Genomic DNA, 16,037 nt, shown 5'->3' with positions numbered 1-16,037 from the left:
TAGACCCTCGAAACTGCGGGATGTTAGTGGACCAATTTGGATTCGGAGCTCTTTTCTTTGTTCTTTTGGACGTCGGGATACTCGAAGACGCCTCGTCCGCTTTTTCGTCCCAATCTCCCAGCTTTTACGTGCTGCACCAGAAGCGGAGCAGGACGAAACTTCTCGCCAAGAGCTTTGTGGAGGTACTCGAGGATGTGCAGCCTAGTGTCGAGTCCAACGAGATCGACCAGCTCAAACGGTCCCATTGGATGATTCAGCCCTAATTTCAATGCCTTGTCGATGTCCTCGGCCGAGGCGATCCCCTCCTGGAGCATGTAAAAAGCTTCGTTTCCAATCATGGCATTAATGCGGCTGGTGATGAATCCGGGAGACTCCTTAATCACTACAACTTCTTTGCCCATGCCCTGTCCCACTTCAGTCGCAGCGGCGATGGTCTCATCGTCGGTTTCGAGGGCACGGACGACTTCGAGCAGCTTCATTTTGTGTACTGGATTAAAGAAATGCATGCCCACGCAGTTTCGTGGACGGTACGTCACCGACGCGATCTCCGTCACGCTCAGTGACGAAGTATTCGAAGCCAAAATGGTCGCAGGACGGCAGATCTTGTCGAGCAGGGTGAAGATCTCGATCTTCGAGTCCATCTCTTCCGGGACAGCCTCGATTACGAGATCGGCTTCGCGTGCCGCTTCTTCCACCGTGCCGACAAGTTGTATGCGCGAAAACGCTGCATCGGCTGCGGACTTTTCCAGTTTGCCTAGTTCCACTCCCTTGTCGAGGTTCGTGCGAATCTCGCTTTCGGCCTTATGCAGGCTGGCGGGGAGAATGTCCTCGAGAATGGTGCGATATCCGCCGAGCGCTGCTACGTGGGCGATGCCCCGGCCCATAATGCCGGCTCCGATCACCGCAACCGTCTTCACGGAAGCCACAACTAGCTTCCCTTCTCCAATTTGTCGATCATCCCCGGATAGCTCGGCTCGGCTTTACGCATGTAATCTGCCAGCCGTTTCCGCTCTTCATCCGTCATCATCGGAATGTTAGCGGCGATACGGCGCAAAGTGGCGGAAATATCGTCAACATAGTTCATCATGCGAATGGCTTCGCCAGAAATGACCATAACTCTCCTTGTGTTCGCGTTGTCGAGACGAACTTTCTATTGTGCTGGTTGTAAAGGGATTCGTCTAGGGGAGGCGTCGTTCCTGTCAATCAGTTCGCGTGACTGACATAGGTCATCTCCTACATTCTCGAAAGGCAGAAGCAACTACTCAAGAAGATGAGCGCAGATTGTAGGATGAACACAGATTTTGGAGCTTCACATGTCCGCTTAGGCCCGCGCAACATGCCGAGCTTAAGATTCAGTGGAACACGATTCGCCCAGAAAGGTTAGGTCATGACGCAAAGAAATAAGAACTCCGTTGAAACTCGACTAATCCACGGCGACCGCAAGCTGAACTCCACGTCCGCAGTGGTGGCGCCGATCTATCAGACTGCTACATTTCGCGGAGTTTCAGGAGAGGACTTCGCCAAACGTGCGGGAGAGGCTCGGCACCCGGAGTTTTATACCCGATATGGGAATCCGACGTTGAGCCAGGTAGAAAGTGTGCTCGCCGCGCTTGAAGGTACTGAATCCGCGCTCGTGACAGCTTCGGGTATGGCCGCAGTTAGCGCCACAGTTCTCACCATCCTCGGCAAGGGCGATCACGTGGTTGCGCAGACGAATCACTATGGCGGCACGACAAACCTGCTGCAAAGGCTGATACCGCGATTTGGGATTGAAGTAACACAAGTGGACCAGCGCGATTCTTCCGCGTTTGAAAGAGCCGTGCGTCCCAACACAAAACTTATTGTCGTCGAGAGCCCCAGCAATCCGATCATGACCCTTACCGACCTGCGAGCCGTTGCCGCAATTGCGAAGTCGCGCGGCATTACAACGCTAATCGACAATACCTTCGCTACGCCGCTCAATCAGCGCCCAATTGATCTTGGCATGGACCTGGTCTTCCACAGCGCGACGAAATACTTCGGCGGACATTCGGATCTAATTGCCGGAGCTGTGATGGGCAGCAAAGAATGGATCACGAATATTTGGAATACTCATGTGATTCTCGGCGCGGCGCTTGGGCCATTCGATGCCTGGCTCATGCTTCGCGGCTTGCGGACGCTTGCTCTTCGTGTACGCCAACACAACGAAAACGCGCTGCAGCTCGCTCAGGCTCTCGAGAAACATCCCTCTGTGGAGTCTGTTTACTACCCTGGTTTGAAAAGCCATCCGCAGCACGAACTCGCCAACCGACAAATGTCAGGTTTCGGCGGCATGCTCAGCTTCGAAATTAAGGGAGGATACGAAGCCGCCGACCGTTTTCTGAGCCGCCTGCAATTGGCTTCGCGAGCTGCAAGCCTCGGAGGAGTTGAGACTCTAGCGGTCCATCCCGCTTCAAACTTTCTGCACTATATGACCCTGGAAGAGGCAGCAAAGATCGGAATTGCGCCGGGTCTGCTTCGTATCTCCGTCGGCTTGGAAGGTAAGGACGATCTGGTCTCCGACTTCGAGCAAGCCTTGTGCCAGAGTGCCTGATTCGCAGGCGCAAGTCGGCGTAACATTTCCACACACGGACGCCGCACCTTAGGAAGCCAAGCCTCAGAAAATAGACGGTTTAATCGCCCTCCAGGGACATTCACTAACGGCATCTTCGAAGGCAGCATCTGAGTTGTTATTATCGTTGTGCGCTACCCCCAGTCCTTCTGCGCACCTTCTGAACGGGGCTAGAAAACCCTTGGCCTGGTGGCTGTTTTGCCAGGACCACACTTTACCAAAACGAATTAAGGGAAACCCACTCTGGCCGGTGATTCTTCTGGTCAAGCACTCGGCGGTTAGAAAGAGCAGGTGCTGTGGGCAATCGATTCGTTCGCATAGGATTCTTGTGTCTCTTCGTGTCTCTGATCCTGATCGTCTGTGCAGGATGCGGAAGCACAGGCGTCACTTCTTCGGCTCCTTCATCATCGCCGACGCCTACTTTCTTTAATCTTTCAGGCACGCTGAGCCCGGCGATCAAGACCGCTGGAGCAACGGTGACGTTGAGCGGAGGCTCGAGCGCAACCACCACGGCCGACGCGAACGGTAATTACAGCTTCACCGGCTTGAGCAACGGCAGTTACATCGTTGCTCCGACTAAGGGTGGATTGACCTTTAGCCCTGCGAGCCAGTCGGTGACGCTGAATGGAGCATCGAACACCAGCGTGAATTTCACCGCGTCGGCTCCACTGCAGTCCATTAATATTTCGGCGTCGAGCGCTTCGATCATAAAAGGAAGCACTGCTCAATTCACAGCCTTGGGCACACTTACCGACGGCACTACTCAGGATCTAACCAGCTCGGCAGCCTGGAGCTCCTCGAATCCTACGGTCGCGAGCATGACGGCTGGTGGCGTTAGTACCGGAGTGGGCACAGGATCCAGCGTGATCACTGCGATCCAAAATGGGATCACATCCAACAGCTTCACCCTCACAGTGACTCCAGGTACAGTGACACTGCAATCCATTACGATCAACGCTCCGAACTCCTCGATTGCCAAAGGAACAACTGAGCAGTTGACTGCGGCCGGAACCTTCAGCGATGGCAGCACTGAGAATCTGACCAATTCGGTCACGTGGCAATCTTCTTCCCCTGCAGCTACTATCGCACCCGGCGGCCTGCTAGCCGGAGCAGCGGTTGGCGCGAGCAATATCACGGCAACGCAGAATGGCGTAACCTCAAATATCTTCGCCCTGGCGGTCACCGCAGCCACGCTGACGTCGATCACGATTAACGGACCGAATGCGTCCCTCGCTAAAGGAACGACAGAGCAGTTCACAGCTACTGGAATCTTCAGCGACGGCAGCACGCAGAATCTGACGAACTCTGCCACCTGGAGCTCCTCAAATATCGCAGCCACGACTTTGAATGCCGGTTTGGCCTCAGCAGTTGGGACCGGCTCCAGTAACATCACCGCTGCACAAAGCGGAGTTACCTCTAACACCTTCGTCCTGACTGTGACCGCAGCCACGCTGCAGTCGATTGCCGTCAGCGCAAGCAGTTCTTCGATCGCAAAGGGCACCAGTGTTCAGTTCATTGCCACCGGAACCTTCAGCGATGGCAGCATCCAGAACTTGACGAACTCGGCAACCTGGGCTTCTTCGAGTCCAGCAACGGTGAGCATCAACGCCGCTGGCTTGGCTACTGGGACGGGGATGGGTTCCAGCAACATTACAACGAGCCAAAACGGAATCACATCGAACAGTTTCGCTTTGACAGTTACAGCGGCGACGCTGCAGTCGATCAGAATTAGCGCTAACACTTCCTCCATCGCCAAGGGCACGAGCGTTCAGTTCACGGCAACAGGAACCTTCAGTGACGGCAGCACTCAGAATCTGACAAATGCAGCTACGTGGACCTCCTCAAGCCAGGGAGCGGTCAACATCAGTTCCACAGGTCTTGCCACAGGAGCGGCTGTTGGATCGAGTAACATCACCGCATCCCAGAATGGGATCACGTCGAACGCCTTTGCGCTGGCGGTAACGGCGGCAAATCTGCAGTCGATCACGATCAGCGCGAACACTTCGTCCATCGCCAAAGGCACAAGCGTTCAGTTCACCGCAACAGGAATCTTCAGTGACGGCAGCTCTCAAAGTCTCACAAGCACCGCTACATGGACTTCTTTCAGTCCCGCGACGGTAAATATCAGTGCTACAGGTTTGGCTACCGGAGTGGCTACTGGTTCCAGCAACATCACCGCATCCCAGAATGGAATTACTTCCAATACTGTCCCGCTTGGCGTTACGGCCTCGACGCTGCAATCGATTACGATCAGCGCCAACAGTTCCTCGATCGCGAAGGGCACAAGCGTTCAGTTCACGGCTACCGGAACCTTCAGCGATGGCAGCACCCAGAACCTGACAAACACAGCAACGTGGGCATCTTCGAATACGGCGACAGTGAACACTAGCGCTGCGGGCCTCGCAACGGGAGCGGCTATCGGTTCGGTCAACATCACGGCAAGCCAGAACGGCGTTACTTCCGCCGCCTTTGCTTTATCGGTGACGGCAGCGAGCCTGCAGTCGATCACAGTAAGCGCCGCGAGCTCGTCGATTGCCAAAGGCACCAGCATTCAGCTCACTGCGACCGGAACCTTCAGCGACGGCAGCACTCAGAACCTGACAAACACGGCGACCTGGGCTTCCGCGAGTCCAGCAACCGTCAACGTCAGCCCCACGGGGATTGCCATGGGAGCGGCGCTTGGTTCCAGCAACATCACTGCGACTCAAAACGGAATTACTTCCAACGGCTTCGCGTTAAACGTGACGGCTGCTACGCTGCAGTCGATCGCGATCAGCGCTGACAGCGCTTCGATCGCTACAGGCACCGGTGTGCAGTTCACTGCCACCGGAACCTTTAGCGATGGCAGCACTCAGAATCTGACGAATACTGCCACGTGGGTTTCTTTCAATCCGGCAACCGTCAACATGAGCTCCAAGGGTCTTGCCACGGGAGTGGCCGTGGGATCGAGCAACATCACAGCGACGCAGGTTGGGGTTATCTCGAATTCCTTTGCACTGTCAGTAACTGCGGCAACGCTGCGATTAATCGCCCTCAGCGCCAGCAGTTCGTCGATCGCGAAAGGTACAACCTTGCAATTCACCGCGACAGGGACTTTCAGTGACGGCAGCACTCAGGACCTGACACATACCGCGACATGGTCGTCTTCAAGTCCAGCAACCATCAACATCAATACTTTCGCCCTGGCCACGGGCGTAGCAATCGGCTCAAGCAACATTACTGCGACCCAAAGCGGAATTACTTCAAGCAGTTTTGCTTTGACAGTCAGCGCCGCCACACTGCAATCGCTCAGCATCGGCGCCAACAGCTCTTCAATTGCAATGGGCACGAGCATTCAATTCACGGCGATAGGGACTTTCAGCGACGGCAGCACTCAAAATCTAACCAGCACAGCCACCTGGGTTTCCTCGAGTGCTGAGACCGTAAACATCAGCGATGCAGGGTTGGCGACAGGCGCCGCAATCGGCTCTAGCAACATTACCGCGAGTCAAAACGGAGTCACGTCCAACACGTTTGCTTTATCAGTAACAGCTGCTACGTTGCAGTCGATCACGATTAGCGCAAACGGTTCTTCGATCGCCAAGGGCACCAGCGTTCAGTTCACGGCGACCGGAACTTTCAGCGACGGGAGCACCCAGAATCTGGCAACTTCGACGACATGGGCTTCTTCGAGTCCGGCAACTGTCAACATCAATAGTATGGGTTTGGCCACAGGAGCGGCCACCGGCTCAAGCAATATCACGGCGACTCAGAACGGAATCACATCCAACACTTTCGCTTTGACGGTCACTGCGGCGATACTGCAATCGATCACTGTCAGCGCCAACAGTTCCTTGATTGCGAAGGGCACCAGCATTCAGTTCACCGCAACGGGAACCTTTACCGATGGCAGCACTCAAAACCTGACCAGCACCGCGACATGGACCTCTTCAAGTCCTGTAACCGTAAATGTCAGTACCGCAGGTTTGGCTAGCGGAACGGCGATTGGCTCCAGCAACATCATCGCTACCCAGAATGGGATCACCTCGAATAGCTTTGCGCTAACTGTCACGGCGGCGACATTGCAAGCCATCACGATCAGCTCGCCCAAGACATCGATGGCCAAGGGCACGAGCGTGCAGTTCACCGCCACCGGAACCTTCAGCGATGGCAGCACACAGAATCTGACAAACACCGCCACGTGGGCTTCTTCGAGTCAGACATCCGTTAACATTAACTCGACCGGTCTGGCGACTGGAGCGGCGATCGGTTTAAGCAACATCACTGCGACCCAGAACGGCATCAGCTCCAACTCGATTGCTCTTACCGTAACGGCAGCTACGCTGCAATCCATCACGATCAGCGCTGGCAGTTCCTCCATCGCCAAGGGTACGAGTGTGCAGTTCACCGCCACCGGAACATTCAGCGACGGCAGCACTCAAAATCTTACGAATACGGCTACATGGGCCAATTCGAGCCCAAGCGCAGTCAATCTCGACGCTACCGGCCTCGCGACCGGAGCCGCCATTGGTTCGAGTAATATCACCGCAACGCAGAATGGAATTACATCCAACAGCTTCGCTCTTGTGGTTACGGCAGCTACGCTGCAGTCGATCAACGTAAGCGCAAGCAGTTCTTCGATTGCTAAAGGCACAACAGTACAATTCACCGCCACCGGAACCTTCAGCGACGGCAGCACTCAGGATCTGACGAAGACGGCGAACTGGGCTTCTTCGAGTCCGACGACGGTGAATATCGGCTCCACGGGTCTGGCTACCGGATCATCAATCGGTTCCAGCAACATCACCGCAACTCAGAGCGGCATTAACTCCAACGGTTTCACCCTCACTGTGGCTGCGCCAGCACTACAGTCGATCAACGTGACCGCACCCAACACATCGCTTGGTATCGGACTTACGGAACAATTCACTGCTACCGGAAGGTTTAGCGACGGCAGCACGCAGAACTTAATGAATACCGTGAACTGGGCGAGTTCGACTCCGGCGAATGCCAGTATCAGCTCCAGCGGACTTGCCACGGGATTAGCCAGTGGCACAACTAACATTACGGCGTCCCAGAATGGGATCAATTCGACCGGTTTTGCACTCACGGTGACAGCCGTAATTTCAGGTACGCTGACCATCGCTGGCGCCGGAGCAACTGTGAATCTGAACGGATCCGCCAGCTCTACCACGACAGCAGATGCCACTGGCAACTATAGCTTTAGCGGAATTTTGAACGGCAGTTACACGGTCACACCAACAAAGAGTGGCGTGACTTTCAGTCCTGTGAACCAGAGCGTCACCATTAATGGAGCGTCGAATACGGCGGTGAACTTCACCGCAACCGTCCAAACTTGGACTATTTCGGGCACGCTAAAGCCCGCCTCTGATACTGCAGGGGCCACGTTGACTCTCAGCGGAGCCCCTATTGCAACGACTACGGCGGCCGCAGATGGCACCTACAGCTTCACTGGAATCGCAAACGGCACTTACACGGTAACCCCAACGAAGACTGGATACACTTTTAATCCGGCGAACCAGCAGATAACTGTCTCCAATGCTTCGAAGACTGGCATAAACTTCGCGACTGTTCCGGTTCTTTCGACCTCACCGGGGAGTTTCACCTTCTCAAACATCACTGTCGGCACGACGAGCGCGCTGCAATCGGGAACACTGAGCGCCTCGGGCGGAAGCGTTACGGTCACGAACGACACGTTGACCGGGGCTGGATTTGCTGTAAGCGGAATCACTTTCCCGCTGACGTTGAGCCCAGGACAGAGCCAGGGCTTGAGCGTGAGCTTCTCGCCTTTAGCAACGGGCAGTGTGTCTGGCTCGCTCTCGTTCACCAGCAACGCATCGAACACTCCGCCAGCGATCACGCTAAGTGGGACCGGCGCCGGTCTTGGCCTCTCGCCCATGACCGTGAACTTCGGGTCCGTGCCCGACGGCAGCACTTCCCCGCAGACCGCCACGCTGAGTGCAGCTGGAGGGCCCGTAACAGTCACTGCTGCGAATCTGTCGGGAGCAGCCTTCTCGATTTCTGGCTTGCCGGCTCTGCCGTTTACGATCGCGGCTGGTCAGAGCCAGACATTCAGCGTCACCTTCGCTCCAATGCCGGGTTCACCAGGTCCAGCTTCGGGAAGCGTCGCTTTCCTCACTGGACTCAATAATGTGACGCAGACTCTCTCCGGCATGGGCACTTCGAATGTCTCGCTTACCTGGACAGCCAGTACCACGCCGAACGTGACATATAACGTATATCGCTGCTCGATTTCGGCAAGTGCATGCGATCCGAGCCAACCCGCCAATTTCGGTTCGCCGCTCGCAACCCAGATTGCCGCAACGTCGTACGCCGATTTGACCGCTTCCTCCGGTGTGACGTACTACTACGCATTGACCGCTGTCGACAGTAGCAACAACGAGAGCGGGTTGTCCTTAGTTGCGAGCGCGGTCATACCGTAGCCTGCTCGGCCCCGAACTCCCGCGCTGGCTTTTTTTGCTGATTCCTGTATCGGGAATTGGCGACAGGCGGCATGAATCGCGTCTAATGCCTCTCGCCAGGAGGGCGCGAAGCCTTTTACTTGCCCGTAAGCTTCCCCAGGATCTGCTTGGCCAAGTTCAAAGCTTCCCCGAAATGTTTCTGATATTCGGCGAATTGGCGATTGAGTTCCAGAGATTGATCTGGCGCGAGCTTTGCATGAAACAGCATGTCGCGCACCTTAACCGGATTGGGCAGGAGCGCTTCGTCGTTCAAATCTTCGAGCGCTTGATGTGGATCAGGAGTAGACATTGATTTGCCCTCGTTGTAGTTTCACGCACCAACCGCTTTCCGCGCTGTTGCGTGAATCAGATCAATCTCGTCAGATCGACTCCGTTCCCCACAGATCATGGAGATGGACTACTCCGAGCAGCTGCGAATCGCTTTCGATCACAACCAACGAGGTAATCTTGCGCTCCTCCATGACGTTCAACGCAGTCATGGCGAAGGTCGATGGCGGCACCGTAACCGGAGTCCGTGTCATGCATTCGCCCGCTTTCAGGTCCATCGCATCTTTCCCACGTCGTTCGAGCAGGCGCCGCAGGTCTCCATCGCTGATCACGCCCAGCAGCTTCCCGTTCTGGGCGACCGTTGTCATGCCCAACTTCTTACGCGACATCTCGTAAATCACCTCGTGCATCGAGGTCTCGGGTGTGACGCGGGGCAACGCATCTCCAGCATGCATCAGCTCGGAGACGCGCATCAGCTTCTTGCCCAGTTTTCCGCCTGGGTGCAGTTCGGCGAAGTCCTCTTCTTTGAATCCCCGCTTTTCTGAGAGTGCAACCGCGACTGCGTCTCCGAGCGCAAGCATCGCTGTCGTGCTGGCAGTGGGCGCCAGGCCCAGATTGCATCCCTCCCGCGGGACCGAGCAATCGAGCGCAACATCTGAGGCTTGCGCTAGCGTGGATTGCAGATCGCAGGTGAAGCAGATGAGCGCGTCGCCGATGCGTTTGATCTTGGCAAGAAGCTTTAACAGTTCTTCGGTTTCGCCGCTTGAGGAGAGCGCGATGACGACGTCTCCACTGGCGACCATCCCCAAGTCTCCATGCAAAGCTTCAGCTGGATGCATGAATAACGAAGGCGTTCCAGTGGAACTTAACGTTGCCGCAATCTTCTGCGCGATGATTCCGCTCTTTCCCATCCCGGTGACGACCACTCGCGAGGTGCACCGATGCAGGAGATCCACCGCTCGCTCGAAGCTCTGCTTCATAGGACCAGCCAGTCGATCTGCCAACGCGACGAGCGCCTCCGCCTCGATGCGAACTACGCTTTCCCCAGTAGAGGACATGGATGAAGAGATGGTAACAAAGCCAGAAAGACACGCATCATGCTAAGGCCAGGGGTCAAAACACAACCCCCAATGCTCGTCCCCGCTTTCTCCTTGACAGCTTAGGAGAGCCACGCTAATCTCCTAAGCACATTAGGAGTACACAATGACCGAACAGGCCCAGCTCCTTCCCGGGACCCTCGATCTCCTCATACTGAAGACTGTTTCTTTAGGTCCTCTTCACGGCTACGGAGTGCTTCTGCGCATCGGGCAAATCTCCGGGAAGGCGCTGCTCATCGAGCAAGGAGCGCTTTATCCCGCGTTGTTCCGCCTGGTGCGCCAAGGGCTATTGAAGGCAAGCTGGGGGACATCAGAGAACAATCGTCGCGCCAAGTTCTACGAGCTAACTACCGCCGGACGTAAACGCCTTCGGGAAGAAACCGAGGGATGGAATCGGCTGGCTACGGCCATCGGGTCAGCGCTTGCGGCCCAACCGGAGGAAGTATGAAACTCCTGGCTTATTTTCGTTCCCTCGCCGCGAAGTTTCTTCATCGTGATGACCTGGACGACGAGGTAGAGGAAGAGCTTCGCTCTCACATTCAGAGCCGAGCCGATGATCTCGAACGTTCAGGTCTGAGCCGTGCCGAAGCCGAGCGCCGCGCGGGCCTCGAATTTGGCGCCAAAGAGCGTGTGAAAGAGGAAATTCAGGAAGCACTCGGCGGCAATTTTCTCGACACACTTCTGCAAGACGTGCGCGTGAGTCTTCGCGTGCTGCGCAAGTCTCCCGGATTCTTAACCGTTACCGTTCTGACGCTCGCATTGGGAATCGGCGCAAACGCAGTGGTATTCAGCGTGATCAATGCCTTCATCCTGCATCCGCTTAATGTCCCGAAAGCGGAAAGCCTCTACCAACTTGAGCGCGGTAAGGACAAGGCAGGCAATTTCTCGTATCCCGACTATCTCGATCTGCGCGATCGCAACCGCAGCTTCGATGGTCTGATTGCTTGGAACGTCACTGCGGTTGGATTGGATACCGGCAAGGATCCGTACCGCTCCTGGGTAATTGAAACGAGCGGAAACTATTTCGACGCTCTAGGCATTCAGCCCTATCTGGGCCGGTTATTCCACGGTTCCGACGAGCATGGCCTGAACAGCGCTCCCTATGCCGTACTGAGTTACGAGTGTTGGCACACTCATTTCCACGACGATCCCGGCATCGTCGGCCGGACCATTCAGCTCAGTAAACAGCCCTTTACCGTTCTCGGTGTAGCGCCTCCTGATTTTCATGGGGTACTGATGTTTTTCCATCCAGATCTGTTTGTGCCGATAATCAACCGGGAGCAGATAGATGGATTGAGTCAGCTGGATGAGCGCGGCGTCCGCTGGGTTTTCATGGTCATGGGACATCTGAAGCCGGGAGTGACTCGGGCGCGGGCAATCGCAGATCTAAACTCTATCGGTTCCTATCTGGAAAAGAGTTATCCCAAAGAAGATAGCAACATGACCTTTTCCTTGGCGAAGCCAAGTTTTTATGGCGACTATCTTGGCCCGGCTGTACAAGGCTTTCTCGCAGGATTGATGCTGCTGGCAGGACTGATTCTGCTGGCCGCATGTGCCAATTTGGGAAGTCTGTTTGCAGCCCGTGCGGCTGACCGTGCCCGCGAGGTTGCCCTGCGGCTTGCGCTGGGATCGAGCCGCACCCGCATTCTTCGGCAGGTGTTCACTGAAGCCGTGCTGATTTCCCTGATCGGAGGCGCTGTCGGGCTTTGGGGCAGCGTTCTGCTGTTGCACGGTTTGAGTGCGTGGCGGCCCTTTGCCAACTGGCCAATCCAGGTGCCTGTGAACCCAGACGCGAATGTTTATCTCGTCGCTCTGTTACTGGCGCTAGTCAGCGGTTTCCTCTTCGGCGCAGTCCCAGTGCGGCAGATACTGCGCACCAATGCGTATGAGATCGTGAAGGGCTCCAGTGCCATAGTGGGACAACGGATTACCGTCCGCGACCTGCTGCTGGTAGTGCAGATTGCTATTTGTGCGGTGCTTGTGACCTCGTCGATGGTCGCGGTGCGCGGCCTGGTGCGTTCGCTGCATAATGATTTCGGATTCAATCCGGAGAACGCAATGCTCGTAGATACAGATCTCATGATGGGCGGCTACAGGGGCGAGGGCGTTCGCAAAATGCAGCGGCGCATGATCGAGGTTCTACAGGCAATTCCCGGAGTCGAGTCGGTTGGGCTCGCGGATTCGGTTCCCTTAAGTGATGGTGCGAACAGCGCAATTGTCTTTACCGACAAAACCACGGATTTGCGTCCAGCCAACGCTGCCACTGAAGCCGCAATGTTCAGCATATCTCCCGATTACTTCCGAGCGGATGGCACCTCTCTATTGTCGGGACGAACGATTACCTGGCACGATGACAAGCCTGCTCCGCGCGTTGCGGTGGTTAATCCGGTGTTTGCGCGGAAGATCTTCGGCTCGGTAAACAACGCGATCGGCGCCTATTACAAGCTGCGGGACGGAAGTCGTATTCAAGTGGTAGGCATTGTCGAAGACGGAAAATATAACAGCCTCACCGAAAACCCAACACCCGCGATGTTTTTCCCGATCTTGCAAGCTCCAACGAGTTCAACATGGCTAGTGGTGCGTTCCAGCCGCGATCCCCTGCAACTGGGATCAGCCATCAGAAGCACGCTGCATGATCTGGATGCAGGACTGCCTATTTACATCCAGACGCGCTACAAGGAACTGGACGCAATTCTGTTTGGGGCGCGCATGGCGACCATGGCTCTCGGTGTGCTGGGACTCATGGGCGCGATGCTGGCGATCACCGGCATCTTCGGAATGGCGGCCTATTCGGTCAGCAAGCGCCTGCGAGAGCTGGGAATCCGTATCGCCCTCGGCGCAGAGCGCAAGCAAGTGTTGCACGCGGCACTCGGACGAGCATTCAAATTGCTCGCTCTCGGCTCCGCCGCAGGACTGCTCCTCGGAATTCTCGCAAGCCGCGTGCTTGCCTTCATCGTTTATTCGGCAACTCCCCGCGATCCTATCGTTTTGGCGGGTGCTGTCCTGACAATGTCACTGCTCGGACTACTCGCAACGTGGATCCCAGCACAACGAGCGCTGTCCGTCGATCCACTCATCTTGCTGCGCGAAGAATGACCTCCGAAAACAATACATGGCCGCCGGAGATACATAAGCCAATTACAAACTCCACTTCCAATCCTTAACCTCGGGCATGTCTTCGCCATGTTCTGACACGTAAATCTTGTGGCGCTGCATCTGCTCGTAGTAGCGTTCTGTGGCCTCGGGAACGAGGTGCGCGAATCGCGGAATACGGCGAATCGCATCGAGCTCAAGTTGGAAGCGATCGAGGTTATTCAGCACGACCATATCGAATGGCGTCGTCGTGGTTCCCTCTTCTTTATATCCGCGCACATGAATGTTGTCGTGATTGTGGCGGCGATACGTGAGTTTGTGGATCAGAGCCGGATAGCCGTGATACGCAAAGATCACGGGCTTGTCGGTAGTAAAGATTGCGTCGAAATCCTCGTCCTGCAAGCCGTGCGGATGTTCTTCGTAGGGCTGCAGCGCCATCAAGTCGACGACGTTTACAACGCGAACGCGAATGTCGGGAACGTGCTTTCTTAAGCCAGTGACTGCTGCGAGCGTCTCTAAGGTTGGAATATCTCCGGCGCAAGCCATCACGACATCAGGATTGCCTGCATCGTTGCTGGCCCAATCCCAAACTCCAAGTCCCGTTGTGCAATGGCGCACGGCGGATTCCATGTCCAGCCACACCCATGCAGGTTGTTTGCCCGCGACGATGAGGTTCACGTAGTTCCTACTGCGAAGGCAGTGGTCTGCGACCGAAAGCAGCGTGTTCGCATCCGGAGGCAAATAGACGCGCACGATCTCCGCTTTCTTGTTCGAGACATGATCGATGAATCCCGGATCCTGATGAGAAAAACCATTATGGTCCTGCCGCCACACATGCGAGCTGAGCAGGTAATTCAGAGAAGCGATCGGCTTCCGCCACGTGAGACGTCGCGTCGTCTTCAGCCACTTCGCATGCTGATTGAACATTGAGTCCACGATGTGGATGAAGGCTTCGTAGCAATTGAACAATCCATGACGTCCGGTGAGTAGGTAACCTTCGAGCCAGCCTTCGCACATGTGCTCGCTCAAGACTTCCATTACACGGCCGTCACGGGCCAGGTTCACATCTACCGGCTCGATGGCCGCTTCCCATTCCTTGCCAGTAACTTCGAAAACAGCATCAAGCCGATTGGACGCAGTCTCGTCAGGCCCCATGATGCGGAAATTGCGCTTCTCCTCGTTGAGCTTTAGAACATCGCGCAAAAATCGCCCAAGCACCCGCGTCGCCTCAGCTTCGACTGTGCCCGGACGATCGATCTTGACCGCATAGTCGCGGAAGTGCGGCATAGTGAGTGGCTCAAGCAAGAGTCCACCATTTGCGTGTGGGTTCATGCCCATCCGACGTCGGCCTTTGGGAGCAAGCGAAGTGATTTCGTCGCGGACCTTGCCGTCTTTATCAAAGAGCTCTTCCGGCTTATAACTTCGCAGCCAGTCTTCAAGGATCTTCAGATGCGCCGGATTTTTACGCACGTCATCCACCGGTACTTGATGCGAGCGCCACGTTCCCTCCACCGGCTTGCCATCCACTTCTTTCGGACCAGTCCAGCCCTTCGGGCTCTTCAAGATCAACATTGGCCAGGAGGGACGCTCCGGGTTCTGCTGCTTCCTCGCCCGCTGCTGAATCGACTGAATGTCAGCCAGAATCTGATCCAGACTCGCCGCCATCATTTGATGCATCTCGGCAGGATCGCTCCCTGCAATCAGCACCGGATGATAGCCATATCCGCGAAACAGATCGAGTAGTTCATTTTCGGGAATGCGCGCGAGCACAGTGGGATTCGCGATTTTGTATCCATTCAGATGCAAAATCGGCAACACCGCACCGTCCTTGACTGGGTTGAGGAATTTGTTCGAGTGCCAACTGGTGGCGCAGGGACCCGTCTCCGCCTCACCGTCACCGACAATGCACGCGACGACCAGACCGGGATTGTCGAATGCAGCTCCGTAAGCGTGGAGCAATGAATATCCCAGCTCTCCGCCCTCATGTATTGATCCGGGAACCTCCGGCGCCACGTGACTCGGAATCCCATATGGCCATGAAAATTGTTGAAATAGGCGATACAGTCCATAACGGTTCTGCTCGACGGCAGGATAGATCTCTGTGTAGGAGCCTTCGAGATACGTATGGGCTACGAGTCCGGGACCGCCGTGTCCTGGCCCAATCACGTACATCATGTTGATATCGTTCTTAACGATAAGCCGATTTAAGTGGGTGTAGATAAAATTCAGGCCCGCCGTCGTTCCCCAATGACCCAGTAGCCGCGGCTTGATGTCGTCTGCTGTGAGCGGCCGTTCAAGAAGAGGATTGTCCTTAAGATAGATCTGCCCGACGGTCAGGTAATTGGCTGCGCGCCAATAGGCGTGCATTCGCTGCACTTCCTCGTCACTTAGGGGATGAGTTGAAGTCTTGTGTTCTTCTACTGTTTCCGCGTATGGCATTCCAACACCTTCTTCCTTCGTTCAACGATGGTTTTTGGATGTTCCGATGTCGGCAAAGTTCACTTCTAT

9 protein-coding genes are annotated in these 16,037 nt (G+C 55.6%); 4 read left to right on the top strand and 5 right to left on the bottom strand.

Annotated elements, in window-relative coordinates:
- Window positions 1-23 precede the first annotated feature (23 nt).
- Both DMG62_03860 and DMG62_03855 read right to left on the bottom strand, forming a co-directional pair.
- Window positions 24-917: a 3-hydroxyacyl-CoA dehydrogenase gene (locus DMG62_03860; GenBank protein PYY24317.1), complete on the bottom strand. Its 894-nt coding sequence runs from the start codon at window positions 915-917 to the stop codon at window positions 24-26.
- 11 nt (window positions 918-928) lie between these two features.
- Window positions 929-1,114 (bottom strand): hypothetical protein, encoded by a 186-nt coding sequence (locus DMG62_03855; GenBank protein PYY24155.1) that lies wholly within the window; start codon window positions 1,112-1,114, stop codon window positions 929-931.
- 273 nt (window positions 1,115-1,387) lie between these two features.
- On the opposite strand from DMG62_03855, the gene DMG62_03850 reads away from it, so the two are divergent.
- Together DMG62_03850 and DMG62_03845 are read left to right on the top strand one after the other, a co-directional pair.
- Window positions 1,388-2,572, top strand: a complete 1,185-nt coding sequence (locus DMG62_03850; GenBank protein PYY24154.1) for a methionine gamma-lyase — start codon at window positions 1,388-1,390, stop codon at window positions 2,570-2,572.
- Between the two features lie 314 nt (window positions 2,573-2,886).
- Window positions 2,887-9,033 (top strand): hypothetical protein, encoded by a 6,147-nt coding sequence (locus tag DMG62_03845; GenBank protein PYY24153.1) that lies wholly within the window; start codon window positions 2,887-2,889, stop codon window positions 9,031-9,033.
- Between the two features lie 115 nt (window positions 9,034-9,148).
- Here DMG62_03845 and DMG62_03840 read toward each other — a convergent pair whose 3' ends face one another.
- Both DMG62_03840 and DMG62_03835 read right to left on the bottom strand, forming a co-directional pair.
- Window positions 9,149-9,361 (bottom strand): hypothetical protein, encoded by a 213-nt coding sequence (locus DMG62_03840; protein ID PYY24152.1) that lies wholly within the window; start codon window positions 9,359-9,361, stop codon window positions 9,149-9,151.
- 70 nt (window positions 9,362-9,431) lie between these two features.
- The gene (locus tag DMG62_03835) at window positions 9,432-10,397 is read right to left on the bottom strand and encodes a KpsF/GutQ family sugar-phosphate isomerase (GenBank protein PYY24151.1); all 966 of its coding nucleotides are present in this window, start codon (window positions 10,395-10,397) and stop codon (window positions 9,432-9,434) included.
- A gap of 145 nt (window positions 10,398-10,542) precedes the next feature.
- On the opposite strand from DMG62_03835, the gene DMG62_03830 reads away from it, so the two are divergent.
- Both DMG62_03830 and DMG62_03825 read left to right on the top strand, forming a co-directional pair.
- Window positions 10,543-10,884 carry a PadR family transcriptional regulator gene (locus DMG62_03830; GenBank protein ID PYY24150.1) on the top strand — a complete coding sequence of 114 codons (342 nt, stop codon included), beginning with the start codon at window positions 10,543-10,545 and terminating at the stop codon, window positions 10,882-10,884.
- The gene (locus DMG62_03825; GenBank protein ID PYY24149.1) at window positions 10,881-13,532 is read left to right on the top strand and encodes an ABC transporter substrate-binding protein; all 2,652 of its coding nucleotides are present in this window, start codon (window positions 10,881-10,883) and stop codon (window positions 13,530-13,532) included. The genes DMG62_03830 and DMG62_03825 overlap by 4 nt, the downstream gene beginning before the upstream one ends.
- A gap of 42 nt (window positions 13,533-13,574) precedes the next feature.
- Here DMG62_03825 and DMG62_03820 read toward each other — a convergent pair whose 3' ends face one another.
- Window positions 13,575-15,968: a phosphoketolase gene (locus tag DMG62_03820; GenBank protein ID PYY24148.1), complete on the bottom strand. Its 2,394-nt coding sequence runs from the start codon at window positions 15,966-15,968 to the stop codon at window positions 13,575-13,577.
- Window positions 15,969-16,037: the final 69 nt, after the last annotated feature.

The organism is Acidobacteriota bacterium (assembly GCA_003225175.1).
Taxonomy (GTDB): Bacteria; Acidobacteriota; Terriglobia; order Terriglobales; family Acidobacteriaceae; genus Gp1-AA112.
This window is presented reverse-complemented; position numbering and strand designations above follow the sequence as displayed.